Origin of the sequence: Lysobacter sp. H21R4, from assembly GCF_015277535.1 — a bacterium.
Lineage (GTDB): Bacteria > Pseudomonadota > Gammaproteobacteria > Xanthomonadales > Xanthomonadaceae > Novilysobacter > Novilysobacter ciconiae.
Genome location: NZ_CP063772.1, coordinates 662,888 through 688,700, shown reverse-complemented (window position 1 = coordinate 688,700; position 25,813 = coordinate 662,888). Strand labels below are relative to the sequence as shown.

The 25,813-nt window shown below is 64.7% G+C and carries 20 protein-coding genes, 2 tRNA genes, 3 rRNA genes and 1 other RNA gene; 16 read left to right on the top strand and 10 right to left on the bottom strand.

Going from position 1 to position 25,813, the window contains the following annotated elements:
- Nucleotides 1-15 precede the first annotated feature (15 nt).
- Nucleotides 16-876, bottom strand: a complete 861-nt coding sequence (locus INQ40_RS03090) for a YicC/YloC family endoribonuclease (RefSeq protein WP_194341675.1) — start codon at nt 874-876, stop codon at nt 16-18.
- A gap of 107 nt (nt 877-983) precedes the next feature.
- Between INQ40_RS03090 and rph the strand changes: the two genes are divergently transcribed.
- The 6 genes from rph (at nt 984) to pepQ (ending at nt 7,913) form a co-directional block, all read left to right on the top strand.
- Nucleotides 984-1,739: a ribonuclease PH gene (rph, locus tag INQ40_RS03085; protein WP_194341673.1), complete on the top strand. Its 756-nt coding sequence runs from the start codon at nt 984-986 to the stop codon at nt 1,737-1,739.
- A 43-nt stretch (nt 1,740-1,782) separates the two neighbouring features.
- On the top strand, nt 1,783-2,376 hold the full coding sequence (rdgB, locus tag INQ40_RS03080) for an RdgB/HAM1 family non-canonical purine NTP pyrophosphatase (protein ID WP_194342387.1): 594 nt from the start codon (nt 1,783-1,785) through the stop codon (nt 2,374-2,376).
- 42 nt (nt 2,377-2,418) lie between these two features.
- Nucleotides 2,419-3,591, top strand: coding sequence for a radical SAM family heme chaperone HemW (gene hemW, locus INQ40_RS03075; RefSeq protein ID WP_194341671.1), 1,173 nt, complete (start codon nt 2,419-2,421; stop codon nt 3,589-3,591).
- Nucleotides 3,592-3,800: 209 nt separating this feature from the next.
- Nucleotides 3,801-6,047, top strand: coding sequence for a DUF1631 family protein (locus tag INQ40_RS03070; protein WP_194341669.1), 2,247 nt, complete (start codon nt 3,801-3,803; stop codon nt 6,045-6,047).
- Complete coding sequence (locus INQ40_RS03065; RefSeq protein WP_194341668.1) at nt 6,044-6,457, top strand: PilZ domain-containing protein; 414 nt, start codon at nt 6,044-6,046, stop codon at nt 6,455-6,457. The genes INQ40_RS03070 and INQ40_RS03065 overlap by 4 nt, the downstream gene beginning before the upstream one ends.
- Nucleotides 6,458-6,581: 124 nt before the next feature.
- Nucleotides 6,582-7,913 (top strand): Xaa-Pro dipeptidase, encoded by a 1,332-nt coding sequence (gene pepQ, locus INQ40_RS03060; RefSeq protein WP_194341666.1) that lies wholly within the window; start codon nt 6,582-6,584, stop codon nt 7,911-7,913.
- Nucleotides 7,914-7,946: 33 nt separating this feature from the next.
- Here pepQ and INQ40_RS03055 read toward each other — a convergent pair whose 3' ends face one another.
- Both INQ40_RS03055 and INQ40_RS03050 read right to left on the bottom strand, forming a co-directional pair.
- On the bottom strand, nt 7,947-9,254 hold the full coding sequence (locus tag INQ40_RS03055; RefSeq protein ID WP_194341664.1) for an aminopeptidase P N-terminal domain-containing protein: 1,308 nt from the start codon (nt 9,252-9,254) through the stop codon (nt 7,947-7,949).
- 19 nt (nt 9,255-9,273) lie between these two features.
- Nucleotides 9,274-9,831 carry a UPF0149 family protein gene (locus INQ40_RS03050; RefSeq protein ID WP_194341662.1) on the bottom strand — a complete coding sequence of 186 codons (558 nt, stop codon included), beginning with the start codon at nt 9,829-9,831 and terminating at the stop codon, nt 9,274-9,276.
- 215 nt (nt 9,832-10,046) lie between these two features.
- Here INQ40_RS03050 and INQ40_RS03045 point away from each other — a divergent pair, with 215 nt between their 5' ends.
- The 7 genes from INQ40_RS03045 to rpiA all read left to right on the top strand — a co-directional run bounded on the left by INQ40_RS03045 (nt 10,047) and on the right by rpiA (nt 15,217).
- A complete protein-coding gene (locus INQ40_RS03045) occupies nt 10,047-12,473 on the top strand; it encodes an EAL domain-containing protein (protein WP_194341660.1) in 2,427 nt (808 codons plus the stop codon).
- A 55-nt stretch (nt 12,474-12,528) separates the two neighbouring features.
- Nucleotides 12,529-12,750 (top strand): TIGR02449 family protein, encoded by a 222-nt coding sequence (locus tag INQ40_RS03040; RefSeq protein ID WP_193986108.1) that lies wholly within the window; start codon nt 12,529-12,531, stop codon nt 12,748-12,750.
- Nucleotides 12,747-13,049, top strand: coding sequence for a cell division protein ZapA (locus tag INQ40_RS03035; protein ID WP_194341658.1), 303 nt, complete (start codon nt 12,747-12,749; stop codon nt 13,047-13,049). The genes INQ40_RS03040 and INQ40_RS03035 overlap by 4 nt, the downstream gene beginning before the upstream one ends.
- A 55-nt stretch (nt 13,050-13,104) precedes the next feature.
- Nucleotides 13,105-13,292, top strand: a non-coding RNA gene (ssrS, locus tag INQ40_RS03030) — 6S RNA.
- A gap of 156 nt (nt 13,293-13,448) precedes the next feature.
- Nucleotides 13,449-14,081, top strand: coding sequence for a 5-formyltetrahydrofolate cyclo-ligase (locus INQ40_RS03025; protein WP_194341656.1), 633 nt, complete (start codon nt 13,449-13,451; stop codon nt 14,079-14,081).
- Nucleotides 14,078-14,548 carry an EVE domain-containing protein gene (locus INQ40_RS03020; protein WP_193986103.1) on the top strand — a complete coding sequence of 157 codons (471 nt, stop codon included), beginning with the start codon at nt 14,078-14,080 and terminating at the stop codon, nt 14,546-14,548. Before INQ40_RS03025 ends, INQ40_RS03020 begins: the two co-directional genes overlap by 4 nt.
- A 6-nt stretch (nt 14,549-14,554) precedes the next feature.
- Nucleotides 14,555-15,217: a ribose-5-phosphate isomerase RpiA gene (gene rpiA, locus INQ40_RS03015; RefSeq protein ID WP_194341648.1), complete on the top strand. Its 663-nt coding sequence runs from the start codon at nt 14,555-14,557 to the stop codon at nt 15,215-15,217.
- A 332-nt stretch (nt 15,218-15,549) separates the two neighbouring features.
- Here rpiA and rrf read toward each other — a convergent pair.
- The 5 genes from rrf to INQ40_RS02990 all read right to left on the bottom strand — a co-directional run bounded on the left by rrf (nt 15,550) and on the right by INQ40_RS02990 (nt 20,754).
- Nucleotides 15,550-15,664, bottom strand: a 5S ribosomal RNA gene (gene rrf / locus INQ40_RS03010).
- Between the two features lie 118 nt (nt 15,665-15,782).
- Nucleotides 15,783-18,660, bottom strand: a 23S ribosomal RNA gene (locus INQ40_RS03005).
- Nucleotides 18,661-18,892: 232 nt separating this feature from the next.
- A tRNA-Ile gene (locus INQ40_RS03000) sits at nt 18,893-18,969 on the bottom strand.
- A gap of 28 nt (nt 18,970-18,997) precedes the next feature.
- Nucleotides 18,998-19,073, bottom strand: a tRNA-Ala gene (locus INQ40_RS02995).
- Nucleotides 19,074-19,207: 134 nt separating this feature from the next.
- Nucleotides 19,208-20,754, bottom strand: a 16S ribosomal RNA gene (locus INQ40_RS02990).
- The 16S, 23S and 5S rRNA genes sit together here with 2 tRNA genes alongside, the layout of an rRNA operon.
- Before the next feature lie 619 nt (nt 20,755-21,373).
- Between INQ40_RS02990 and INQ40_RS02985 the strand changes: the two genes are divergently transcribed.
- A complete protein-coding gene (locus INQ40_RS02985; protein WP_193987179.1) occupies nt 21,374-21,832 on the top strand; it encodes a DUF192 domain-containing protein in 459 nt (152 codons plus the stop codon).
- Here INQ40_RS02985 and INQ40_RS02980 read toward each other — a convergent pair.
- On the bottom strand, nt 21,829-22,020 hold the full coding sequence (locus INQ40_RS02980) for a rubredoxin (protein ID WP_193986091.1): 192 nt from the start codon (nt 22,018-22,020) through the stop codon (nt 21,829-21,831). The genes INQ40_RS02985 and INQ40_RS02980 overlap by 4 nt on opposite strands.
- 129 nt (nt 22,021-22,149) lie before the next feature.
- Here INQ40_RS02980 and hemL point away from each other — a divergent pair, with 129 nt between their 5' ends.
- Nucleotides 22,150-23,442, top strand: a complete 1,293-nt coding sequence (gene hemL, locus INQ40_RS02975) for a glutamate-1-semialdehyde 2,1-aminomutase (RefSeq protein WP_194341646.1) — start codon at nt 22,150-22,152, stop codon at nt 23,440-23,442.
- 116 nt (nt 23,443-23,558) lie between these two features.
- Here the strand turns inward: hemL and INQ40_RS02970 are convergent, their stop codons facing one another.
- Nucleotides 23,559-24,836 carry an acetylornithine/succinylornithine family transaminase gene (locus INQ40_RS02970; RefSeq protein WP_194341644.1) on the bottom strand — a complete coding sequence of 426 codons (1,278 nt, stop codon included), beginning with the start codon at nt 24,834-24,836 and terminating at the stop codon, nt 23,559-23,561.
- Between the two features lie 98 nt (nt 24,837-24,934).
- On the opposite strand from INQ40_RS02970, the gene INQ40_RS02965 reads away from it, so the two are divergent.
- Nucleotides 24,935-25,810, top strand: a complete 876-nt coding sequence (locus tag INQ40_RS02965; RefSeq protein ID WP_193986085.1) for an ion transporter — start codon at nt 24,935-24,937, stop codon at nt 25,808-25,810.
- The last annotated feature ends 3 nt before the right edge of the window (nt 25,811-25,813 follow it).

Genomic DNA, 25,813 nt, shown 5'->3' with positions numbered 1-25,813 from the left:
CTCAAGGGATGGCGGTTATTCAATGTTCTGGATCTGTTCGCGGACCTGATCGATCAGGACCTTCAGTTCGACGGCGGCGGTGGAACTGCGCGCGTCGACGGACTTGGAGCCCAGCGTGTTCGCCTCGCGGTTGAACTCCTGCAGCAGGAAGTCCAGCCGCCGGCCGACGGCCTGGCTCAGCCCGAGCACCCGTCGTGCTTCGATGACGTGCGAATCGAGCCGGTCGAGTTCCTCGTCCACGTCGAGCTTCTGCAGCCACATCACCAGCTCCTGTTCCAGCCGGCCCGGGTCGACCGGCTGGGCCAGCTCGGCCAGGCGATTCTCCAGCTTGGTGCGCTGGCCCTGGCGGATCGCCGGCATCAACGCGCGCACCTGCACCGCGATGGCCTCGATGGCATCCACCCGCTCGGCGATGCCGGCCGCCAGCTTGCTGCCTTCACGCTCGCGCGCGGCGATGAACTCGTCGACCACGTCATCCACCAGCGCCAGGGCCTCGGCCTGCAACGCGACGCCATCCACCGCCGGCGCCTGCAGCACGCCGGGAAATTGCAGCAGCTGGGTGAAATCCACCCGCAGGCCCGGGAATGGCGACGACAGCTGGAGTGCCAACTCGGACAGCTCGCGCAGCCGGGCCGGGTCGGTGTGCAGCCCGCCCTCGCCCTCGGGTGAGCGCAGGCGCAGGCTGATGTCGAGCTTGCCGCGGCTGATCCGGGCGGCAATCCGCTCGCGCAGGACCGGCTCCAGCGAGCGCAGGTCATCGTGCAGGCGCATGCCGATCTCGAGGAAGCGGTGGTTGACCGAGCGCAGCTCGCAACCCAGCGTGCCCCAGGGAGTGACGCGTTCGCCGTTGGCGAAGGCGGTCATGCTGCGGATCATTGGCGGTGCCTTGTGGTGATGTGGAAGGGGATGCCGAAGGGGGCACTCCGGGGTGAATGGTAAACTCGCCGCCCCCAAACCCCCTAACTTCCAACGGCAAGCACAGCATGTCAGCAAGCGGTACGAACGAATTCTCCCGGCCCAGCGGCCGCGCTCCGGACCAGCTGCGCGAGGTCCGCATCGAACGCGCGTTCACCCGCCACGCCGAAGGATCGGTGCTGATCAGCTTCGGCGATACCCGGGTGCTGTGCACCGCCAGCGTGGAGAACCGGGTGCCCGGTTTCCTGCGCGGCAAGGGCGAGGGCTGGGTCACCGCCGAGTACGGCATGCTGCCGCGCGCGACCAGCACCCGCAACGACCGCGAGGCGGCCCGCGGCAAGCAGGGCGGACGCACGCTGGAAATCCAGCGCCTGATCGGCCGTTCGCTGCGCGCCTGCGTGGACCGCAAGATGCTCGGCGAGCGCACCATCACCCTGGACTGCGATGTCCTGCAGGCCGACGGCGGCACCCGCACGGCGGCCATCACCGGCGCCTACGTCGCGCTGGTGGATGCGGTGCACTGGATGACCAAGCGTGGCGACATCAAGCCCAAGTCGGGGCGCAGCGCGATATTCGGCGCGGTCGCAGCAGTCTCGGTCGGCATCTATCGCGGCGTGCCGGTGCTTGACCTGGACTACGCCGAGGACAGCGATTGCGATACCGACATGAACGTGGTGATGAACGACGGCGGCGGCTTCATCGAGGTGCAGGGCACGGCGGAGGGCCACGCCTTCCGCGCCGAGGAGCTCGCCGCGATGACCTCGCTGGCGGCGCGCGGGGTGACCGAGCTGGTCGCAATTCAGCGTGAAGCGCTCGGCCAGTGACCAAGCGGGACTGCAATCCGGGCCCGTCCCCGGCATGACCGCGCTGTCGCGAATCGTCCTGGCCAGCGGGAATCCCGGCAAGCTGGCCGAGTTCAATCGCCTGTTTGCCGAGGCCGGTATCGAGTTCGTGGCCCAGGGCGATCTGGGCGTAGAAGATATCGAGGAGACCGGCCTGAGCTTCGTCGAAAACGCGTTGTTGAAGGCGCGCCATGCGGCGCGCGTCACCGGCTTGCCGGCACTCGCGGATGACTCCGGGCTGTGCGTGGACGCCCTCGGCGGCGCGCCGGGACTGTATTCGGCGCGCTATGCCGGCGAGCCCGGCAATGCAGCCCGCAACATCGACAAGTTGCTGCAGGCGCTGGAAGGCCTGCCCGTGGGTCAGCGCGGCGCGCACTTCCATTGCACGCTGGTCCTGTTGCGCCACGACACGGATCCGGCCCCGGTGATCGCGCAGGGCGACTGGTCCGGGTGCATCCTGGACCGTCCCCGCGGCAGCGGCGGGTTCGGCTACGACCCGGTGTTCATGGACGATACGCACGGCGTCTCCGCGGCCGAGCTGGAACCGTCAGTGAAGAACGCCTGCAGTCACCGCGGCCGCGCCCTGCGCGAGCTGCAACGGCAACTGGCTGCGCTCTAGCGGTTTGCCCGGCGCCGGCCCGGTCGGTGGGACAATGGGCGCATGAGCCTGTCGCCGTCCACGCTGTCCCCGCCGCCGTTGTCGCTGTACGTCCACATTCCGTGGTGCGTACGCAAGTGTCCGTATTGCGATTTCAATTCCCACCAGGGCCGCGGCGAGCTTCCCTTCGCGGCCTATATCGACGCCCTGCTGGCCGACCTGGACCTCGACTTGCCGCTGGTCTGGGGCCGCACCGTGCAAACGGTGTTCTTTGGCGGTGGCACACCGAGCCTGATGCCCGGCGAGCTGATTGACCGTTTCCTGCAGGGCGCCAGCTCTCGGCTGCGTTTCGCGCCCGGTTGCGAGATCACCCTGGAAACCAATCCCGGTACCGTCGAGCACGGCAGCTTCAAGGCTTATCGCGACGCCGGCATCAACCGCCTGAGCTTCGGCGTGCAGAGTTTTGACGACGGCTGCCTGCAACGTCTGGGACGGATCCACGACAGCGCCGAAGCCACGGCCGCGGTGAAGCTCGCGCAGGACGCAGGATTCGACAACATCAACCTGGACCTGATGTACGCCCTGCCCGGCCAGAGCCTGGCGATGGCGGAAAGCGACCTGGCGCAGGCCTTCGCGCTGCAGCCCACGCACATGAGCCACTACCAGCTGACCCTGGAGCCGAACACGGTTTTCGCGGCGCGCCCGCCTGCCGGCCTGCCCGATGAGGACGGCAGCTGGGACATCCAGGAGCATTGCCAGGCGATGCTCGCCGACGCCGGCTACCGCCAATACGAAGTCAGCGCCTACGCACGGCCGGGACGCGAGTGCGTGCACAACCTGAACTACTGGAAATACGGCGACTACCTGGGAATCGGTGCCGGCGCGCACGGCAAGATCACCTCCGGCCACGACCAGTCGATCCTGCGCCGCTGGAAGCTCAAGCACCCCACCGCCTATCTGGAGGCCGCCGGTAACGAGCGCGGCATTGGCGGCGACGAGCTCATCGCGACAGAGCGCCGGCCGTTCGAGTTCATGCTCAATGCCCTGCGCCTGGTCGACGGCTTCAGCCTGACCGGATTCGAAGCCAGCACCGGCGTCCCGCGCAACGCGATCCAGGCGCAGCTGCAAGAGGCGGTGAAGAAGCAGTGGCTGCTCGTCGATGGCGACGCCGTTCGTCCGACGGCCCTGGGGCGGCGCTTCACCAACGACGTCGTCGAGCTGTTCCTGACCGGTTGACGGGGCATCTTGACCGGGCGCGACCGCCGGCACGCGTCCCGCGGCACTGGGTCACAGTTTCTCCGCCTGCCCGCTGCTGCTACGCTCTGCGAAATTGCGTCCCGGAGCGCCACCTGCACATGTCGTCCCTTGATCCAACGCTGAGGCCTCCGCGCCCGGCGGCGGCCTCAACTGCGTTCCCTCTGCGTGTTCGAGTGCTACTGAGCCAGTTGCAGTCCCTTGTCGCCGAGGAGCTGACGCGCGAGCTTGCGCGACTGTTGGAGACGATAGAACGCGACCTCTACCTGCAGGCATCCCAGGCGCGCGGCGCGGCGGCCCAGTCCGAATGGCTGAGCGCGGTGGAGGCACTGCGCGCAAACCGCGACAGACTGCTCGCCGACTTCTCCGCCGATGTCTCCGCCGCGGTGGCCAACCTGCAGGCGCCTTCCGGCGCTCATTCGGAGCCGGAGGGCGCGGCCACGGCCGACAGCCTGCGCCTGGTCAAGCACACGGAAATCGCGGAGATCAACGCACTCACCGCAATATCGCGGCGTCATGAGGCACGCGCGCGCCTGCCGATGCTGCTGCTTTGCCATCGCATGGCAGTGCTCGGCGGGCGTCCGGCGTTCGCCGCGACGGACCTGCCAGTGGGGCCGCGCGCCGTGGGCACGATGGTGGCGCGGGTGGCGGCATCCATCTCGGGCGAAGTGGAAACGCGGCTGCACCTGTACAAACTGTTCGACCGCCAGATGATGACCGGCTATCCGTCGCTGGTGGAAGCGATGAACACGCTGCTGGACAAGGCCAACGTGCTGCCCGGCCTGGAGTTTGTGCCCACCCGCGTCCGCCGTGACAACGGAGCCCGGCGTGCCGGTCCGTCGACGCCGGAAAGCGCGCCGGAAACCACGCTCGAAAAAGTCGCGAGACCGACGACAGCGAATGCAGACAACGATCCGGACCGCACGACCGGTACCGGCAATCCGTCGTCAGGCGCGTTCCAGCAGGTAAGCGGTCGATTCGATGAGGATCGGTCCCACCGGCATCAGCCGACCTTTGGAACCGTCGACACCGCCAGTGAAATGCAGGCCCTTGCCGAGCTCCAGCAGTTGCTGGCGGCAGCACGGCCGGGCGTCGCGCTCGGCAGCGCCGCCACGACGGACGTTCTCGCCACGGACGAGCTGGATGCCTCGCTCGGCGAGTTGCAGTCCGCCGAAGGGGCGACGGCCCCCTGCAATCCGGCGCAGGTCCGCCATGAGCTGCTTGAACACCATCGGCAGGCGCGCGGACGCGTTGCCCACCTTGCCGCGCACGATGAGGAAACCTTCGAGCTGTTCGGTCTGCTCTACAGCGAGATCGGCCGTCAGCTGCGCCAAGGCAGCCGGGCCGCCGCGCAGCTGGAACGGCTGCAGGTTCCGCTGCTCCGCGTTGCGCTGCAGGATCGCGGCTTCTTCGTGCGCAAGCAGCACCCGGCGCGGCAATTGCTGGAGTCCATCGCCGAGGCGGGCTCGCAGTGGCTCGAGGACAGCGAGCCGGCCTCCGACGCGCGCCTGGATGACCTGCTGCATGAGACGGTCAGCCATGTCGTCGACCACTACGACGGTGAGGCGGAGGTGTTCGCCGCCGCGCAGGAAACGCTCGCCGCCCAGCTGGAAGCGCTGGAGCGCAAGGCCGAGGCGGCCCAGCGCCGGCAGGTCGAAGCGGCCCGCGGTCGCGACAAGCTGGAGCGCGCGAAACAGCAGGCGGCGTCGGCGATCAAGGACGCGATCGGCGACGCCGCGGTTCCGCGGTTCCTGGCCACCCTGCTGGAGCAGGCGTGGACCGATGTCCTCAGCCTGGTCCTGTTGCGCCATGGCGAGGACTCGCCGGAATGGCGCGACCATGTGGAGGCGACCTCGCGCATCATCGCCGCCAACCGTGGTGAGCCGGCACCCGAAGCGCTGCAACCGCGGGTGACCGAGGCGCTCGGCCTGGTCGGCTATCAGGGCGATGAGGCGGGCGCGATCGCCGGACGCCTGCTGGCCGCCGACGACGATGCAGACGACCCGGCTTCGCGCACCGAGCTGGCGTTGAAGCTGAAGGCGCGCGCACGCCTGGGCGCCAACGAGATTCCCCCGCTGCCCGCGCTCGAGCCACGCAGCGCGCGCGAGGAAGAATGCTTCGGCCATCTGCGCAGCGTGGCGTTCGGCACGACCATCGAATTCACGATCAACCGCAACGGCGACAGCGTGCGCCAGCGACTGGCATGGTTCAGTCCCACCACCGGGCGGGTGCTGCTGCTCAACCACAGGGGGCAGCGTATCGAGGACCAGCGGGGCCGGGAGACACTGGACCAGATCGCCCGGCTGATCTCCAGCGGCGAGGCGAGGATCGTTCCCGCCGACGATCACTCCAGCCTGGTTGATCGTGCATGGCAGTCGGCGCTGGCGAGGCTGCGCAGCTTCGGCCGCAGCTCATCCAACAACGGGGTGACGAAATGAGCGCTTCACCGCCACGGCCGGCCGATCGCGGTGCGGGCGCCGGTGCCGCGACGGGCAGCGACGCGCGCCGCCGTCGGCGTCGCCCGGTCTCGGGCATCGTCGAGGTCATCGACAGCATGAGCGAGCGCGTCATTGGACAGCTGGGCAACGTCTCGGAAACCGGGATGCTGCTGCTGGCCAGCACGCCGCTGGTGGAGGACGCCCTTTACCAGGTGCGCTTCAAGCTTGCAGGCAGCCAATCGTCAGGCGGCGCGGCTCCAACCGGCGGCGGCCAGGTCGAGGTCGGTGTCCATCTGCTCTGGCAGGAGGACGCAGGCGCCGCCGGCAAATCCTGGGCGGGCTTCCGCTTCATCAACCTGCCCGAGCCCGGTCGCCAGCGCCTGCGCGACTGGCTGGCCAGTTCGCCCTGACGAGCCGCCTCCACTGCGTCTGCCGGGTGCGGCGGCGCGGCATCACCCCGTTCGGCGACTGACCGCCGCTGTGCCAAGGCGGCGAATCAGTCAGACTTGTCGGACTCCCCCAAAGAGGATCGACATGGCAATTTCCGAGCTTGCGCAGGCCTATCCGCAGCACGTGGCAGAACTCGTGCGCCGCAGCACGATCGCCCTGGAGCGCGGCGGCTTCGACCACCTCGTGGTGCCCAGCGGCACGGTGCACTACCAGGTGTTCGACGACCGCGACTATCCCTACGCGGTGAATCCCCAGTTCAAGGCGTGGGCCCCGCTGACCCGCAGCCCGGGCAGCTGGCTGGTGTTCACCCCCGGCAGCAAACCCAAGCTGGTGTATCTGCAGCCCTTCGACTACTGGCACGTGGTCCCGCAGACACCGTCGGGCTACTGGGTCGAACAGTTCGACATCGTGATCATCCGCAAGCCCGAAGAGGCGCTGCAACACCTGCCGGCCGACGTTGCGCGCTGCGCGATCCTGGGCGAGGCCGCCAGCGCACTGGGCGACTACCTGCCCGACAACCCGGCGGCGGTCGTCAACTATCTGGAATACCACCGCGCCTTCAAGACCGACTACGAGATCGCCATGATGCGCGAGGCGACGCGGGTCGGCGTGCGCGCGCACCGGGCGGCCGAGGCGGCCTTCCGCAGCGGTGCCAGCGAGTTCGACATCCACATGGCGTACTGCATCGCGGCGCGCCAGGACGCCAACGAGCTGCCGTACCACAACATCGTCGCCCTCAACGAACACGCCGCGGTACTCCATTACACCGAGCTGGCGACCACGCCGCCGGAGGAGATCCGCAGCTTCCTGATCGACGCCGGCGGCAGCTTCGGCGGCTACGCCAGCGACATCACGCGCACCTACGCGGCCGATCGCGACAGCGAGTTCCAGGCACTGATCGAGGCCGTCGACGTCGCCCAGCGGCAGATGTGCAATGAAGTCCGCGCCGGCTTCGACTACCGCGAACTGCACCTGGGCGCGCACCTCAAGCTGGCCGGCGTACTCAAGGACTTCGGGCTGATCGACATGTCGCCCGAGGCGGCGCTCGAGACCGGCGTCAGCAACGCCTTCTTCCCGCACGGCATCGGCCACGGCATCGGCCTGCAGGTGCATGACGTCGCCGGCTTCGCCGAATCCGACGCCGGCGGCGTGATCCCGCGTCCGGACGGGCAGCCGTTCCTGCGCAGCACGCGGACGCTGGAGCCGGGCATGGTAATGACCATCGAACCGGGCGTTTACATCATCGACATGCTGCTCGACGAGGTCCGCAAGGGTGAGCACGCTGGATCGCTCAACTGGGGCCGGATCGCCGAGTTCCGCCCGTTCGGCGGCGTGCGGATCGAGGACGACGTGGTCTGCACCGATGGCGACCCGATCAACCTGACCCGGGATGAGTTCACCGCGCAGGGCGGATAAGCGGCGTGGAGTGGCGAGGCCCGCGGGCGGAGTTCAACCTTCCGCCATGAAGGCCTCGATCTCGTCCGCGCTGCGCGCCAGCTTGCCGGTCAGCACCTTGTGCCCGGTCCGGGTCACGGCAACATCGTCTTCGGTGCGGATGCCGATGCCGCGCCAGCGCGGCGCGACGCTGGTGTCGTCAGCACGCACGTAAAGCCCCGGCTCGATGGTGAACACCATCCCGGGCTCGAGCAGGCGCGATTCGCCCTCGATGCGGTAATCGCCCACGTCGTGCACGTCCAGGCCGATCCAGTGGCCGGTCTTGTGCGGAAAGAAGCGCCGGCAGCTGCCTTCGGCCAGGTTCTTCGCGAGCGTCCCCTTCAGCAGCCCCAGACTCAGCAGCCCCTCGGTCAACACCTCGGTCGCGGCCAGGTGGCCGGCTTCATAGGGCATGCCCGGCAGCGCCAGGGCGAGCGCAGCGGCATGGGCGGCGCCGACCAGGTCATGCAGCAGGCGTTGCTCCTTGCTGAAGCGGCCACTGACGGGGAACGTGCGGGTAATGTCGGCGGCGTACCCACGGTATTCCGCGCCCGCGTCGATCAACACCAGTTCGCCGTCGTTGACCGGCCCGTTGTTGGCCACGTAATGCAGCACGCACGCGTTGGCGCCCGCGCCGACGATGCTGCTGTAGGCCGGCACGGCGTCATTCGCGCGAAAGACCCGCTCCAGCTCGGCCTGCAATTCGTACTCGAACATGCCGGGGCGGACCGCGCGCATCCCCGCCTGATGCGCGGCGACGGTGATATCGGCGGAGCGCTGCATCATCCGCAGCTCGTCGCGATCCTTGAACAGGCGCAACTCATCCAGCACGTGGCCCAGCTCGAGGAACTCGTGCGGCGGCTTGTTGCCCATCTTCATCATCGCGCGCACACGGTTCACCCAGCCGATCAGCTTGAGGTCGAACTCCGCATCGCGGCCGAAGTGGTAATACACCCGCGAGCGGCCTTCCAGCAGGCTGGGCAGGATGTCGTCCAGGTCGGTGATCGGGTAGGCGTCATCCAAGCCGAACGCATCCACCGCACCCTCGGGACCAAAGCGCGGACCGTCCCATGCCTCACGGTCCGGGTCGCGCTCGCGGCAGAACAGGATGCACTCGCCGTGGGCGCGGCCGGGCACCAGGACCAGCACTGCCTCGGGCTCGGGAAAGCCGGTGAGGTAGAGCAGGTCGGAGTCCTGCCGGTAGGGATAGTGGGTGTCGCGGTTGCGGATGCGCTCCAGCGCTGCCGGCAGGATCAGGATCGAGTCCTCGCCGGCGACTTCCATCAGCTGCCGGCGGCGTCGCGCATAGGCTGCCGGCGGCATGGAGAGGGCTGCGCCCAACTCAGTTCAACCTTTGCCGGTGCTGCGCGCCGAGCACGCAATCGCCGTGCAGCAGCAGGACCGCCACGCGCACGAATTCCTCGATCTCGACCAGCGCCGCTTCGTCCTCTTCATCGCCGTCGTCCTGGGCCTGTGCCCCGGCCAGCTTGGCCAGATCGGCCAGGGCTTCCAGACTTTCCGCCGACAGCGGCGGTTGCGCGCCCGCCGCCAGACCGAAGCCGCCCAGGAATCCTCGACACCAGTCAAACACGGCCCCGCTACGCTCGGCCAAGGACGAGTCCGCATCGGGCAGCAGCAGTTCGAAATCGAAACTGCGGTCCGCCAGCTGGGCCGCGGATGCGGTGCGCAGCTCGTCCAGCGCACTGCCCGTCTCGGGCATGGCGATGTCATCGTCGGCCATTACCCTGGCCAGCCAGTCGGCCTGCGCGCTGCCGCCACCGGCGAGCCAGCCACACAGCGAGCCGTGCAATTCGGATGCGCCTGCGGGCAGCGACAGACGCCCCATCTGCGCGTCCACGGCGGAAATGGTTGGCAATCCGGAGATCGGTTCGCTCGACATGAACAGGCACCAGGATGAGGCGCCCCAGTTTATCAAGGCGCACGGCGACGAGCTTGTTCCGTCCCTACGCGCATGCCTACACTGGGCTCGATTGATCCCGGAGCGATGCTGAAGTGCTGCCGCAAGTGCCCGCCAGCGCCACACTTTCCAGCCGCTCGCGTGCGGTCGCCGGTGCGCGCCCAAGCGCTGACCTGCGGACCGGCCTTCGCTTGCAAATGGGCCTGCTGCTGGGCGTTCTCCTGATCATGACCGCTCCGTGCACCCGTGCGGGCGCGCCCGGTGGCCCCGACCCCTCCCTGCCCTTCAGCAGCGACGCCCCGGGGATGGCAAGCACGGCGCGCAACGATCTGCATGCGCAGCCGGCAGCGTCGTCCACCCGTACCCAATCGGTCGCCCGCAGCAGCCAGACGACCGTGATTCCGACGCCCGCTCCCGGCCTCGCTGCAGGCCTGTGGCGCAGTCCGCTGGGTCTGAGCGTCATCGCTCTGCTGGTACTGATCACCGGGGTCGCACTGGTGGGCTACGTCCGGCTGCGCGGACGCGAAACCCGGCTCTGGGCAAACGGAATCCGCGAGCGCGACGAGCGGCTGATGCTGGCGCTGTGGGCGTCGGGCGAGGAGTTCTGGGACTACGACCTCAGTGCCGAGGAGCTGCACCACACGCGCGTAACCACCAATCCCCAGGACGAGCCCGAGCTGAAGGTGGAGCGCTACCGGCTGGACGAACTCACGATCCACGGCGATGACCTGGCGCAGGTGCAGGAAGCGCTGCGCCAGCATCTGCGCGGCGCCACGCCGGTGTTTGCCAGCGAGTACCGCACCCGGCGCGCCGAGGAAAGCAGCTGGTGCTGGGTCCGCGCGCGCGGCCGCGTCGTGGAATGGGGGCCGGACGGACGGCCTTTGCGTGTCGCCGGCACCGTGCGCACGGTCACCGAGAAGCGCAGCGCGGAACACGAACGGCGGGTTGCGACCGAAGTGCTTCGCAACATGGACGAGGCGGTAGCCGTTTTCGATCGCGACTTTCAATTCATTTCCGTCAACCCCGCCTTTACCCGCATCACCGGGCACGAGCCGGACGACGTGCTCGACCGCTCCACCAGTGTTCTCGACAGCAGTCGCCAAGACATCGAGTATCACCGGCGGCTTCGCCACGACCTGCTGCGCGACGGCCGCTGGTCGGGCGAGTTGTGGATGCGGCGCCGCAACGGCGACGAGTTCCTATGCCTGCTGCGGATCAGCTCGGTGGGCGAACGCGACGGACGGCGCAGCCACTACATCGCGGTGCTGAGCGACATCACCGAGAAGAAGCGCGCCGAGCAGGAGCTCCGCTACCTGGCCAACTACGACCCGCTGACCGGCTTGCCCAACCGGACATTGCTGCTGGAGCGCATCGCCGCCGCGATCGTCCGCGCCCGCGCCGCGCAAAGCAGGATCGGCGTGTTGTTCATCGACCTGGACCGGTTCAAGGACATCAATGATTCGCTCGGGCACGGCGTCGGTGACCTGATCCTGCGCGCGGTCGCCACGCGCCTGCACGCCTTCGCCGGACCGCACCAGACGGCAGCCCGACTGAGCGGCGACGAGTTCATGCTGGTCCTGGAAAACGTCGAGTCCGACGCGCAGATCAGCGAGGCCACGCAGCGCCTGATCGCTGCATTCGAGGCGCCGGTGACCTACGGCGACCGGCAGGAAGCCATCATCTCGCCGTCCATCGGCGTCAGCGTCTACCCCGACGATGCCCGCATCGCCAGCGAACTGATCCGCCACGCCGACACGGCGATGTACCGGGCCAAGGCGGTCGGACGGCGGACCTCGATGCGCTACGACGCAGCCATGGACCTGGACGTGCAGCGCCGCGCCACCCTGTCGGCTGCGTTGCGCACCGTGCTGGATCGCAATGAATTGTCGATGGTGTATCAGCCGCGGCTGTCGCTGAACGGCGGCCACATCGCGGGGGTCGAGGCATTGCTGCGCTGGCACAGCCCCGAGCATGGGCAGATCCATCCCACCCAGTTCATTCCGCTGACCGAAGAGACCGGGATGATCCTGGAGATCGGCGAATGGGCACTTCGGGAGGCCTGCCGCGCCCTCGCCACCTGGCGCTCGGCCGGACTGATGGACATCCCCATCGCGGTGAACGTCTCTTCGCTGCAACTGCTGCGTGGCGATTTCCCGCAGGTGGTGGAGCGTGTGCTGGCGCAAACGGGCATCCCGGCCAACCGCCTTGAGCTGGAGCTCACCGAAAGCGTGCTGATGGACAACCCGGCGGAATCGTCGGTCTCCCTGCAGCAGTTCCGGCGCCTGGGCGTCAACCTCGCCATCGATGATTTCGGCACTGGCTACTCGTCACTGTCCTACCTCAAACGACTGCCCATCACGATGCTGAAAATCGACAAGGAGTTCATTGACGACCTTCCCCAGGACACAGACGACGCGGCGATTACGACCACCATCATTGCCATGGGGCACTCGCTGGGCCTGACCGTGGTGGCCGAAGGCGTGGAGACCGCGTCCCAGGCGCAATGGCTGCGCGACCACCGCTGTGACGAGATCCAGGGCTACTGGCTTGCCGAGCCGATGCCGGCCGAGTCGATTGCACAGTTCGTGCAGGCGCGCTCCTGGGCAGAGACGACTGCTTCCTGACCGTCGGGCGCTCCCGCTCCTTGACCGCCTGTCGAGCGCTGCCTATCGTGCGTTGATGGATCGCGCCGAATTGCTCAACGAGATGCAAGCCCTGCTCGATCGAATGGATCTGCTGGCCGAACGCATGCGCCGTCTCCAGGACGAGAACCGCAGCCTGCGCCAGCAACAGGAAACGCTCTCCGCCGAACGCGCCGCCCTGCTCGCCAAAAACGAACAGGCGAGGTCGCGGGTGGAAGGCATGATCGTCCGCCTCAAGTCGCTGGAGCAACACACATGAGCAGCGCCCAACCGGTCAACATCCGGCTGCTCGACCGCGAATACACGGTGGGCTGCCTGCCAGAAGAGCGCGACAGCCTGCTCGCGGCCGCGCGCATGCTGGACGGCAAGATGCGTGAGATCCGCGGCGGCAACCGCATGGCCGCCTTGGATCGCGTCGCGGTGCTGGCGGCGCTGAACCTTGCGCACGACCTGGAGCAGCTGCGGATGGAGAGCGACCAGCGCGAGAAAGCGCTCTCGCGCAGCGTCGGCGAGCTCAACCGCAAGCTGGACGGTCTCTTCAACGACCCTGCCGCCTGAACGACCCGCGCCCTCCGGTCAGCTGTTGTCGCTCTGCCGCGCTATACTTGTACTTCGTCCTCTGCTGTGGACGACAGCGTGCGCAAACATTCGCCTTGGCCCTTAATTGCGACCGCGGGGATGCAACGGAAGTCCGGAGTGCAAGTCCGCCCTGGTAGCGGAAAGCCCGAAGGCCGCCAAGCGTTCCCACTTGAACCCCGGGTTCAAGGTCGTTTCGCGCGCATCGTCATCGGCGGAGGATCTCTTTTTCGGCAACGGACCCGTCCTGTGTCCATTGGCCTGCTTCCAATTGGCAAGCTTGCAATTGGCAAGAAGGCCTGCCGACGGTGCTGGTGAAGACCTTTCCAGCAGCTCGATCGCGCATGGGTCCGGTGCCCGCATCAAACGGATTTCTGCAGGATGACCGATGAATTCGCGGCCCGGCGTCGCCAACTGCGCGACCGGCTTCGGCAGCAGCGCCGCAATCTGGCGCCCGCGCAACGCGTCGCCGCCGCCGACGCGCTGGCCGTCAACCTGCTCGCGCTCCCTTTCGCGCCGGAGTCCGGGTACGTCGCCGGCTACTGGGCGATGGACGGCGAAATCGCTCTGCACGCATGGCAACTCCAGCTACCCGGCCAGTGCATCTACTGCCTTCCGGTGCTTGACGGGGAGCACCTCGGCTTCGCGCCGTGGCGCCCGGGCGACCCACTGGTAACCAACCGCTACGGCATTCCCGAGCCCGATGTTTCCCGAAGCAGCCTCCTGCGTCCGCAGGCAATGGCGCTTGTCGTCGTGCCGCTGGTTGCCTTCGACCTGCAAGGCGCCCGGCTCGGCATGGGAGCGGGCTGGTACGATCGCAGCTTCGCGTTCCGCAAGAACGGGAATCCTCCACCGTGGTTGGTCGGGGCGGCGTTCCAACTGCAGCAACAGGACGCCATCGCCACCGCCGCCTGGGACGTGCCGCTTGACGCGGTGTGCACGGAAGCGGCAACGCGGACCTTCAACCACCGTGGCGGTCCTGACGAGACGGACCCAGACCGGAGTCACCGATGAGCAAACGACGTCGCTACTGGCTCATGAAGTCCGAGCCGGACGCCTTCTCCATTGATGACCTTGAACGCGTCGGCACCGAACCATGGGACGGCGTGCGCAACTACCAGGCAAGGAACTTCATGCGTGACGGGATGAAGGTCGGTGATGGTGTCCTCTTCTACCACTCCAACACCAAGGTTCCGGGTATTGCGGGGATCGCAAGCGTTGCCAGCACCGCGTATCCGGATGAAAGCCAGTTCGACCCGGACTCGCACTATTACGACCCCAAGGCGACGCGGGAAGAGCCTCGCTGGCAACTGGTCGACATCCGCTTCGAACGCAAACTCCGCCGGGTCATCCCGCTGGAGGAGATCAAGGCACACGCCGAAGAGCTGGGAGAGGAATTTGCGCTGATCCGCAGGGGAAACCGCCTCTCCGTCTTCCCAGTCGCGTCCGACCAGTACGAATTCCTCCTCTCACTCGAGTAAGCAGCAATGACATCAGCCAAACGGCTCGCCGCAGAAAAAGCCATCGAGTACGTCGAAGCGGGCTCCATCATCGGGGTCGGCACCGGCTCGACCGTCGCCCACTTCATCGAAGCACTCGGCCGCATGAGGGACCGCATCAAGGGGGCGGTATCGAGCTCCGAACAGAGCTCCGAGCTGCTGCGAGCCGCAGGGATCGAGATCCACGACCTCAACGCGACTGGCCCGCTTTCGCTGTACGTCGACGGAGCTGATGAGTGCGACCCGCACAAAAGACTGATCAAGGGCGGCGGCGGCGCGCTGACCCGCGAGAAGATCATCGCCGAAGCCAGCGCCAGGTTTGTCTGCATCGTCGACCCCAGCAAGCAGGTCGATGTGCTCGGCAGGTTTCCGCTCCCGGTCGAGGTTATCCCGATGGCGCGCAGTCTGGTCGCCAGGGAAATACTCGCCATGACACGGGCCCAGCCTGTGTGGCGCCAGGACGCGAACGAGCGCGGCGTGGTTACCGACAACGGCAACCTGATTCTCGACATCCACGGACTGTCGATCACCGACCCGGTCGCGCTTGAGAGCGCCCTAAACCAGATACCCGGCGTGGTCGCGGTAGGACTCTTCGCGCGGCGTCCTGCAGACATCGTGATTGTTGGTGGCGAGCCGCCCCAAATCCTCTGAGTTTCAGAGAGCGATAGAGATGGCGCCCAGCAACCCTGCTGCTGCGCCTTTCTTTTGCCTGTACGTAATGCGCCGCTGTGAGCCGCGCGGCATTCGTCTGGTTCATCGGCCTGGCGTGCGTGATCACCCTGCTGGCACAGGCCGCCTTGGCGGTGCCGTAACCCCGCGCGTTCCGCCAGAGTTCCGCCAGAGTTCCGCCAGAGTTCCGCCTGAGTTCCGCCAGAGTTCCGCACGAGTTCCGCCCGAGTTCCGCCCGAGTTTGGCGGGCAACCTCGTTTAGGCGCACAAAGAAAAACGCCGGACCCTTGTGGGATCCGGCGTTTGGTGTAAATGCCCAGCGATGACCTACTCTTGCATGGCTTAAGCCACACTACCATCGGCGCGTGTGCGTTTCACTTCCGAGTTCGGGATGGGATCGGGTGGTGCCACACAGCTATTGTCACTGGGCAAGGGGGTGAAGCAGCGCACGGGTGCGCCAGCTTGCATAGGGTGGGACGTAGCGAGTGAGTTTTTTGGTCTGGAATGTCGTCGACGTATCGTCGAGTCCAAGGCCACTTGAGGTTATATGGTCAAGCCACACGGATCATTAGTACAGGTTAGCTCAATACATTGCTGCACTTACACACCCTGCCTATCAACCACCTGGTCTTGATGGTTCCTTCAGGGGAGTCAAGCTCCCGGGAGATCTCATCTTGAGGCGCGCTTCCCGCTTAGATGCTTTCAGCGGTTATCGCTTCCGAACATAGCTACCCGGCAATGCCACTGGCGTGACAACCGGAACACCAGAGGTTCGTCCACTCCGGTCCTCTCGTACTAGGAGCAGCCCCTCTCAAATCTCCAACGCCCATGGCAGATAGGGACCGAACTGTCTCACGACGTTCTGAACCCAGCTCGCGTACCACTTTAAATGGCGAACAGCCATACCCTTGGGACCGACTACAGCCCCAGGATGTGATGAGCCGACATCGAGGTGCCAAACACCGCCGTCGATATGAACTCTTGGGCGGTATCAGCCTGTTATCCCCGGAGTACCTTTTATCCGTTGAGCGATGGCCCTTCCATACAGAACCACCGGATCACTAAGTCCTAGTTTCCTACCTGCTTGATCCGTCGATCTTGCAGTCAAGCACGCTTATGCCTTTGCACACAGTGCGCGATGTCCGACCGCGCTGAGCGTACCTTCGAGCTCCTCCGTTACACTTTGGGAGGAGACCGCCCCAGTCAAACTACCCACCATACACGGTCCCCGATCCGGATAACGGACCTAGGTTAGAACGTCAAGCACGTCAGGGTGGTATTTCAAGGTTGGCTCCACCAGAACTAGCGTCCTGGTTTCACAGCCTCCCACCTATCCTACACAGACGAACTCAACGTTCAGTGTAAAGCTATAGTAAAGGTTCACGGGGTCTTTCCGTCTTGCCACGGGAACGCTGCATCTTCACAGCGATTTCAATTTCACTGAGTCTCGGGTGGAGACAGCGCCGCCATCGTTACGCCATTCGTGCAGGTCGGAACTTACCCGACAAGGAATTTCGCTACCTTAGGACCGTTATAGTTACGGCCGCCGTTTACTGGGGCTTCGATCAAGAGCTTCGCCTTGCGGCTGACCCCATCAATTAACCTTCCAGCACCGGGCAGGCGTCACACCCTATACGTCCACTTTCGTGTTTGCAGAGTGCTGTGTTTTTGATAAACAGTCGCAGCGGCCTGGTTACTGCGACCCCCGACAGCTATAGCTCGCATGAGCCACCATCAGGGGTGCACCTTCTCCCGAAGTTACGGTGCCATGTTGCCTAGTTCCTTCACCCGAGTTCTCTCAAGCGCCTGAGAATTCTCATCCTGCCCACCTGTGTCGGTTTACGGTACGGTCTGCGTAAGCTGAAGCTTAGGAGCTTTTCCTGGAAGCGTGGTATCGGTAACTTCGTCCTAATGGACTGGTCTCGCTGCTCGGCGTTGATGACCCCCCGGATTTGCCTAAGGGATCCGCCTACCTGCTTTCCCCGGGACAACCAACGCCCGGTATACCTAACCTTCTCCGTCCCTCCATCGCACTTACGCGAGGTGCAGGAATATTAACCTGCTTCCCATCGACTACGCATTTCTGCCTCGCCTTAGGGGCCGACTCACCCTGCGTTGATTAACATTGCGCAAGGAAACCTTGGGCTTTCGGCGTGCGGGTTTTTCACCCGCATTATCGTTACTCATGTCAGCATTCGCACTTCCGATACCTCCAGCAGACTTCTCAATCCACCTTCAACGGCTTACGGAACGCTCCTCTACCGCGCATACAAAGTATGCACCCCAAGCTTCGGTTCAATGCTTAGCCCCGTTAAATCTTCCGCGCAGACCGACTCGACCAGTGAGCTATTACGCTTTCTTTAAAGGATGGCTGCTTCTAAGCCAACCTCCTGGCTGTCTGTGCCTTTCCACATCGTTTTCCACTCAGCACTGATTGGGGACCTTAGCTGTGGGTCTGGGTTGTTTCCCTTTTCACGACGGACGTTAGCACCCGCCGTGTGTCTCCCGGATAGTACGTGCTGGTATTCGGAGTTTGCCATGGGTTGGTAAGTCGCAATGACCCCCTAGCCATAACAGTGCTCTACCCCCAGCAGTATTCGTCCGAGGCGCTACCTAAATAGCTTTCGAGGAGAACCAGCTATCTCCGGGTTCGATTAGCTTTTCACTCCTAATCACACCTCATCCCCTACCTTTGCAACGGGAGTGGGTTCGGGCCTCCAGTACCTGTTACGGTACCTTCACCCTGGGCATGACTAGATCACCCGGTTTCGGGTCTACAGCCCGCGACTATGCGCCCTATTCAGACTCGGTTTCCCTTCGCCTCCCCTATACGGTTAAGCTTGCCACGAACTGTAAGTCGCTGACCCATTATACAAAAGGTACGCAGTCACCCCGAAGGGCTCCTACTGCTTGTACGCACACGGTTTCAGGGTCTATTTCACTCCCTTCACCAGGGTTCTTTTCGCCTTTCCCTCACGGTACTGGTTCACTATCGGTCGGTCAGTAGTATTTAGCCTTGGAGGATGGTCCCCCCATGTTCAGACAGGGTTTCTCGTGCCCCGCCCTACTCGTTTTCATTGAAAGAGCCTTTTCGCGTACCGGGCTGTCACCGTCTATGGCCAACCTTTCCAGGTTGTTCTGCTAAAACTCAATCAACTTAAGGGCTGTTCCCCGTTCGCTCGTCACTACTCAGGGAATCTCGGTTGATTTCTTTTCCTCCGGTTACTTAGATATTTCAGTTCACCGGGTTCGCCTTGCATGGCTATGTATTCACCATGCAATACTGCTTGCGCAGTGGGTTTCCCCATTCGGACATCACGGGATCAATGCTTATTGCCAGCTCCCCCGTGCTTTTCGCAGGCTGTCACGTCCTTCATCGCCTCTGACCGCCAAGGCATCCACCGTGTGCGCTTATTCGCTTGACCATATAACCCCAAGTCGCCTCAGAGTCATACGTTGCACGAACACAACGTCTCACTTCAAATATTAGGGGATCAAGTCCCCCGCCTTAGCCTCTACGACACGTCATGGACATTCCGTCTCAAAACGCTCGCTACGTCCCAATTTTCAAAGAACGCGAATCGGCCACAATGCCCATCCGCTTCAAATCTATGTGTGTGTGCGCAGTCTCATTCAGAGTGTCCAGGAAGCCTGGTTTGGTGGGTCTGGGAGGACTCGAACCACCGGCCTCACCCTTATCAGGGGTGCGCTCTAACCACCTGAGCTACAGACCCAAAAGTCGAGCGCTACAGGACATCAACGTGGTGGAGCTTGTCGGGATCGAACCGACGACCCCCTGCTTGCAAAGCAGGTGCTCTCCCAGCTGAGCTAAAGCCCCGTGCTAATCCACGTGGCGGCCAAGGCCATAACGCAAAAACGGACGCTCCCGCATTGATCTTGCGATCAACCGGAACTCTGAATGCAGGTCACTTGTGCGGACGCCTGACAGGCTTGGTGCTGCCTTTATGTCTCTAAGGAGGTGATCCAGCCGCACCTTCCGATACGGCTACCTTGTTACGACTTCACCCCAGTCATGAATCACTCCGTGGTAACCGTCCTCCCGAGGGTTAGACTAGCTACTTCTGGAGCAACCCACTCCCATGGTGTGACGGGCGGTGTGTACAAGGCCCGGGAACGTATTCACCGCAGCAATTCTGATCTGCGATTACTAGCGATTCCGACTTCATGGAGTCGAGTTGCAGACTCCAATCCGGACTGAGATGGGGTTTCTGGGATTGGCTAGCTCTCGCGAGTTTGCAGCCCTCTGTCCCCACCATTGTAGTACGTGTGTAGCCCTGGCCGTAAGGGCCATGATGACTTGACGTCATCCCCACCTTCCTCCGGTTTGTCACCGGCGGTCTCCTTAGAGTTCCCACCATTACGTGCTGGCAACTAAGGACAAGGGTTGCGCTCGTTGCGGGACTTAACCCAACATCTCACGACACGAGCTGACGACAGCCATGCAGCACCTGTGTCACGGTTCCCGAAGGCACCAATCCATCTCTGGAAAGTTCCGTGCATGTCAAGGCCAGGTAAGGTTCTTCGCGTTGCATCGAATTAAACCACATACTCCACCGCTTGTGCGGGCCCCCGTCAATTCCTTTGAGTTTCAGTCTTGCGACCGTACTTCCCAGGCGGCGAACTTAACGCGTTAGCTTCGATACTGAAGACTCAATTGTCCCCAACATCCAGTTCGCATCGTTTAGGGCGTGGACTACCAGGGTATCTAATCCTGTTTGCTCCCCACGCTTTCGTGCCTCAGTGTCAGTGTTGGTCCAGGTAGTCGCCTTCGCCACGGATGTTCCTCCCGATATCTACGCATTTCACTGCTACACCGGGAATTCCACTACCCTCTCCCACACTCTAGACTGCCAGTATCCAATGCCATTCCCAGGTTGAGCCCAGGGCTTTCACATCAGACTTAACAGACCACCTACGCACGCTTTACGCCCAGTAATTCCGAGTAACGCTTGCACCCTTCGTATTACCGCGGCTGCTGGCACGAAGTTAGCCGGTGCTTATTCTTACGGTACCGTCAGAACAACCGGGTATTAACCGGTTGCTTTTCTTCCCGTACAAAAGTGCTTTACAACCCGAAGGCCTTCTTCACACACGCGGCATGGCTGGATCAGGCTTTCGCCCATTGTCCAATATTCCCCACTGCTGCCTCCCGTAGGAGTCTGGGCCGTGTCTCAGTCCCAGTGTGGCTGATCATCCTCTCAGACCAGCTACGGATCGTCGCCTTGGTGGGCCATTACCCCTCCAACTAGCTAATCCGACGTCGGCTCATCTTTCTGCGCGAAGCCCGAAGGTCCTCCGCTTTCACCCGTAGGTCGTATGCGGTATTAGCGTAAGTTTCCCTACGTTATCCCCCACAAAAAGGCAGATTCCGACGTATTCCTCACCCGTCCGCCACTCGCCACCCGTAAGAGCAAGCTCTTACTGTGCTGCCGTTCGACTTGCATGTGTTAGGCCTGCCGCCAGCGTTCACTCTGAGCCAGGATCAAACTCTTCACTTAAGTATTGCGACGCGACCCGAAGGCCGTGCCTATGCTTTGAGTGCAGTGTCTATCCAGACCCAAACAACTCATTCACACGCATCTTGCGATGCCTGCATCTGTTTCATTTGGACTGTGTCGAACATCTGCTAATGGACAACCGTCCACCGGCCAGACGCCCGCACAAGTCACCTGCGCACACTGTCAAAGATCGTGGAACCGGCCTCAACGCCGCGTTCCGAACCTTGCTGCCGAAGCCGCCAAGGGAGCCGCACATCATACAGCGGATCAAGGGGACGTCAACAACTTCGTCACATCCGGTTTCCGCTGAACCCGCTTCGGCGCTATGCGCTGTGGCGAGCCGACCATCTTAGCGCCTTTTTCCCGTTCGTCAACAACCAAACCTGAACCGGGCGCTTCACCCTGCCGCGTCGTCCAAACCGGGGCGGGCCGCAAAGTATGCACCGATGCGACGGGGTTGTGAAGGGGTGGGAGGAAATATTCCGCGAATCTTGCGTTTCAGGCGCGGATTGCGCCGCCCGGGCTTGCGCAACAGACGCTTGACGCAGCGCCCGAAGGTGCCGGAAGGTCGCCATCGAACTCTATAGGGATGGATCGGCGCATGGCACACGCGGGACGGATGGCATTGGCTGTACTGCTTGGATGGCTGTTGTCGGGTTGCGCATCGGGCATGGACCGGTGGGTCGAACTGGAGGGCACGCGCTACCAGGTGGAGGTCGCGGCGGATGCGGCCAGCCGTGCGCAGGGCCTGATGTACCGGGATTCCCTGGAAGACGGACATGGAATGCTCTTCATCCACGAGGAGCAGGCGCCGCAGGCGTACTGGATGAAAAACACCCGTATACCGCTGGACATCCTCTACTTCGACAACGAGCGCCGCCTTGTATCCCAGCAACGTGACGTGCCGCCGTGCTCAGCCGGCGACCGCTGCCCTCCCTACCCCAGCGAGGCACCCGCGCGGTTCGTTCTGGAGCTCAACGCCGGCGAGGCGGCGAAGATTGGGCTGCGCAACGGGGCCGTGTTGGGCGTTTCGCCGGCGATTGCCGTGCCGGACACCAGCGCGGGCCGAAAGCGCTAGACCTCGATCATCTCGAAGTCATCCTTGGTCACGCCACAGTCCGGGCAGGTCCAGGTGTCGGGGACATCCTCCCAACGGGTGCCAGGAGCAATGCCCTCCTCTGGGAGGCCGTCGGCTTCTTCGTACATGAACCCGCAAACCACGCACATCCAGGTGCGGTATTCGGCGGAAGTCGCGATCTCGGTCATGGTGGGATAATGCTGCGCGGAGAGTCCTGATTGTCCCACTACCGCGCCCGGGGGCAAAGCGCCCTGATGGCGCCCCGCACCAGCACCGACCGATCTTCCGCGCCCAACCCGCTTCCTGTGAGTAAATCGATGATCCACGACCGTTCGCATGCCCTCTTCGCCCGCGCCGCCGAGCTGCTTCCCGGTGGCGTCAACTCGCCGGTACGCGCATTCAAGTCGGTTGGCGGCGAGCCGTTTTTTGCTGCGCGCGCACTGGGGCCGCACCTGTTCGACGTCGACGGCAACCGCTACATCGACTATGTCGGCTCCTGGGGCCCGATGATCGCCGGCCACGCGCATCCGCAGGTGCTGGATGCGGTCGCGCGGACCATGCGTGACGGGCTCAGCTTCGGCGTGCCCAACGCGCTGGAAGTGGAGATGGCCGAGGCGATCAGCCGTATCGTGCCCTCGATGGAGATGCTGCGGATGGTGAACTCCGGCACCGAGGCGACGCTGTCCGCGATCCGGGTGGCGCGCGGCGCCACCGGGCGCTCGCGGATCGTCAAGTTCGAGGGCTGCTACCACGGCCATGGCGACAGCTTCCTGGTCAAGGCCGGCAGCGGCGCACTGACGTTCGGCCTGCCCAACTCCCCGGGCGTGCCCAAGGCGCTGGCCGACCTCACCCTTACCCTGCCCTACAACGATTTCGACGCGGCGACCGCGCTGTTTGACGAAGTTGGCGAGGAAATCGCCGGGCTGATCATCGAGCCGATCGTAGGCAATGCGAACTGCATCCTGCCGCGCGAGGGCTACCTGCAACACCTGCGCGACCTGTGCACGCGCCACGGTGCGCTGCTGATCTTCGACGAGGTGATGACCGGTTTCCGCGTGGCGCTGGGCGGTGCCCAGCAACGCTACGGCATTACCCCGGACCTGAGCACCTTCGGCAAGATCATCGGCGGCGGCATGCCGGTCGGTGCCTACGGTGGGCGGCGCGACCTGATGAGCCAGGTGGCGCCCAGCGGACCGATCTACCAGGCGGGCACGCTGAGCGGCAATCCCGTCGCGATGGCGGCCGGGCTGGCCACGCTGGAGCTGATCCAGGCGCCGGGCTTCCATGCGGCGCTGGAGGCGAGCACCAATGCGCTCTGCGACGGCCTGGAGGCGATTGCGCGCGAGGCGGGCGTCGCGTTCCACACGACGCGTGCGCCAGCCATGTTCGGCCTGTATTTCCGCGAGGGTCCGGTGGAGACCTTCGAGGACTCGGCGGCGTCGGATGCGAAGCGCTTTGGCCGGCTCTTCCACGCCATGCTGGATCGCGGCGTCTACTTGGCGCCGTCGGCGTTCGAGGCCGGCTTCATGTCCAGTGCCCACGGGGAGGCGGAAATCGCCGAGACCCTGGAAGCGGCGCGCGGAGCATTCGCCGAGGTTGCCGCGGCTTGACGGTGTGATTCCGCGGCGGCGGCCTGGGCGTCGTCGCGGGAGTTGCGCGTCATTCTGCCCAGGCCGCTCACGCCCGGTGCCAGCGGCGCGTCACGGTCGAAATATCGCCTGCGGATCTACTTCGTCGTACCCAGCGTCGCGCCCGGTAAGGCACCCGGCGTCGCATCCCGCATCGCACCCACATGCGCCTCAAGCGCCTGCCGCAGGCGCTGCAAGCCCTCGGCCACGTCCTCATCGCGGATGTTCAGTGCCGGCACGAAGCGCAGCACATCCGGTCCCGCCTGCAGCAACAGCAGGCCGTGCTCCAGACAGAGCCCAAGGATGGCGCTCGCCTCGCCGGCCCGGTCCGAGCGCAGCTGGGCACCCACCATCAACCCACGACCGCGGATCTCGTCGAATACGCCCAGGTCCCGGTTGATGTCGTCCAGGCCGGCTCGCAGCGCCTGCGCCTGACGCGCCACGTTCGCCAGCACGCTTGGGGATGCGATTTCCCGCAGCGCCACCAGCGCCACCGCAGCGGCCAAGGGGTTGCCGCCGAAGGTGCTGCCGTGCTGGCCGAAGCCCATGCCTCCGGCTGCGGCGGGGCCGACCAGCATCGCGCCGATCGGAAAGCCGGCTCCCAGCGCCTTCGCCAGGGTCACCACGTCGGGGCGCACGCCGTAGCCGTCGCACGCGAAAAGCGTGCCGGTGCGCCCCATGCCGCACTGGATCTCGTCCAGCATCAGCAACGCGCCGTGGCGATCGCACAGGGTCCGCAGGCCGTGCAGGAAGTCGTCGGTCGCCGGCGTCACCCCGCCCTCGCCCTGGACCGGCTCGACCAGCACCGCGCTCACGTCGCCGGCAGCCATCGCGGCTTCGGCGGCCTGCAGGTCGTTGAAATCGCTGTAGCGGAAGCCGCCCGGTAGCGGCTCGAAACCGGCCTGGCATTTGGGTTGCGCGGTGGCCGTCACCGTCGCCAGGGTGCGTCCGTGAAATCCGCCGCGGAAGGTCAGGATCACGCGCCTGTCGGGCGCGCGGCCTTGCCCGGCCGCCCATTGCCGCGCCAGCTTGATCGCCGCCTCGTTGGCCTCCGCACCGGAGTTGCAGAAGAACACCTGCTCGGCGAAACCCGCCGCGTCCACCAGGGCCTGGGCCAGCTTCAGCGGCGGCTCGCTGACAAACACGTTGCTGGTGTGCCACAGCTTGGCGGCCTGCGCGGTCAGCGCGGCAATCAGCGCCGGATGCGCATGGCCCAGCGCATTGACCGCGATGCCGGCGCCGAAGTCGACGTATTCCCGACCGGCGCTGTCCCACACGCGTGAGCCCTGGCCGCGGTCGAGCACGATCGGATGCGGCCGGTAGACCGGCAGGTAGTAGCGCTCGCTGAGCTGGTGCAGTTGGGCGGGATCGGTCATGGCGCTCGGGTGTGCGGTGGGCGAGCAGGTATTCTCCCCGATACACGCGCCCTCCGGCTTGCCCGACATGCCGGTAGCGGCGCCCTTGGAGGAACGCGATGCGCCTGTTGTTCACGCCTCAACTCAACCCCGCCACCGAAAGCGGCTGGCGGCGGCGCTGGTTCGAGATCATCTACCACCACGACACCCCGCCGGCGCGCAACTTCGACCTGCTGCTGATCCTGACGATCCTCGCCAGCGTGATCGTGATCATGCTCGACAGCGATCCGTGGCTGCACATCGACCACGCCCAGGCCCTGTACCGGATCGAGTGGGGCTTCACCCTGGTGTTCACCGCCGAATACCTGTTGCGGCTGGTGGTGGTAAAGCGCCCGCTTCGATACGCGCTGAGCATGTGGGGCGTGATCGATCTGCTGTCGATCCTGCCGACCTACCTGTCGTTTTTCCTGCCGGGCACGCAGGCCTTGCTGGTGGTGCGGATCCTGCGGGTGCTGCGCGTGTTCCGGATCCTCAAGCTGACCCGCTACGTCGAGGAAGGCAGTGTCCTGACCGGCGCACTGTGGCGCAGCCGGCGCAAGATCTTCCTGTTCGTCAGTGTGCTGCTGACGATCGCGTTGATCTTCGGCGCCCTGATGTACGTCATCGAAGGCCCCGAGTACGGCTTCAGCACCATCCCGACCGGGATGTACTGGGCGATCGTGACCATGGCCACGGTGGGCTTCGGCGATCTCGCGCCACAGACCGGCATCGGCCGCTTGATCACCTCTACCCTGATCCTGATCGGCTACAGCATCATCGCCGTGCCGACCGGGATCTATACCGCCGAACTGGCCACCAGCATGCGCCGGGCAAAAGGCAACGAGCGCGAGCGCCATGACAACCGTGGCTGCCCGGTGTGCGGGCTGGAAGGGCACGAGCCGGATGCGCGCTACTGCCGCCGTTGCGGCGGGGCGCTACCGGAGCTGATGGACTGAGCG

What these genes read in the sequence shown, in the direction of transcription:
- rph (WP_194341673.1), top strand. Translation starts at nt 984, where the DNA reads ATGTCAGCAAGCGGTACGAACGAATTCTCCCGGCCCAGCGGCCGCGCT.
- hemW (WP_194341671.1), top strand. Translation starts at nt 2,419, where the DNA reads ATGAGCCTGTCGCCGTCCACGCTGTCCCCGCCGCCGTTGTCGCTGTAC.
- rpiA (WP_194341648.1), top strand. Translation starts at nt 14,555, where the DNA reads ATGACATCAGCCAAACGGCTCGCCGCAGAAAAAGCCATCGAGTACGTC.
- INQ40_RS03050 (WP_194341662.1), bottom strand. Translation starts at nt 9,831, where the DNA reads ATGTCGAGCGAACCGATCTCCGGATTGCCAACCATTTCCGCCGTGGAC.
- INQ40_RS03045 (WP_194341660.1), top strand. Translation starts at nt 10,047, where the DNA reads ATGGGCCTGCTGCTGGGCGTTCTCCTGATCATGACCGCTCCGTGCACC.
- pepQ (WP_194341666.1), top strand. Translation starts at nt 6,582, where the DNA reads ATGGCAATTTCCGAGCTTGCGCAGGCCTATCCGCAGCACGTGGCAGAA.
- INQ40_RS02965 (WP_193986085.1), top strand. Translation starts at nt 24,935, where the DNA reads ATGCGCCTGTTGTTCACGCCTCAACTCAACCCCGCCACCGAAAGCGGC.
- INQ40_RS02980 (WP_193986091.1), bottom strand. Translation starts at nt 22,020, where the DNA reads ATGACCGAGATCGCGACTTCCGCCGAATACCGCACCTGGATGTGCGTG.
- INQ40_RS03040 (WP_193986108.1), top strand. Translation starts at nt 12,529, where the DNA reads ATGGATCGCGCCGAATTGCTCAACGAGATGCAAGCCCTGCTCGATCGA.
- INQ40_RS03055 (WP_194341664.1), bottom strand. Translation starts at nt 9,254, where the DNA reads ATGCCGCCGGCAGCCTATGCGCGACGCCGCCGGCAGCTGATGGAAGTC.
- INQ40_RS03090 (WP_194341675.1), bottom strand. Translation starts at nt 876, where the DNA reads ATGATCCGCAGCATGACCGCCTTCGCCAACGGCGAACGCGTCACTCCC.
- INQ40_RS02985 (WP_193987179.1), top strand. Translation starts at nt 21,374, where the DNA reads ATGGCATTGGCTGTACTGCTTGGATGGCTGTTGTCGGGTTGCGCATCG.
- hemL (WP_194341646.1), top strand. Translation starts at nt 22,150, where the DNA reads ATGATCCACGACCGTTCGCATGCCCTCTTCGCCCGCGCCGCCGAGCTG.
- INQ40_RS03025 (WP_194341656.1), top strand. Translation starts at nt 13,449, where the DNA reads ATGACCGATGAATTCGCGGCCCGGCGTCGCCAACTGCGCGACCGGCTT.
- INQ40_RS02970 (WP_194341644.1), bottom strand. Translation starts at nt 24,836, where the DNA reads ATGACCGATCCCGCCCAACTGCACCAGCTCAGCGAGCGCTACTACCTG.
- INQ40_RS03020 (WP_193986103.1), top strand. Translation starts at nt 14,078, where the DNA reads ATGAGCAAACGACGTCGCTACTGGCTCATGAAGTCCGAGCCGGACGCC.
- INQ40_RS03065 (WP_194341668.1), top strand. Translation starts at nt 6,044, where the DNA reads ATGAGCGCTTCACCGCCACGGCCGGCCGATCGCGGTGCGGGCGCCGGT.
- INQ40_RS03035 (WP_194341658.1), top strand. Translation starts at nt 12,747, where the DNA reads ATGAGCAGCGCCCAACCGGTCAACATCCGGCTGCTCGACCGCGAATAC.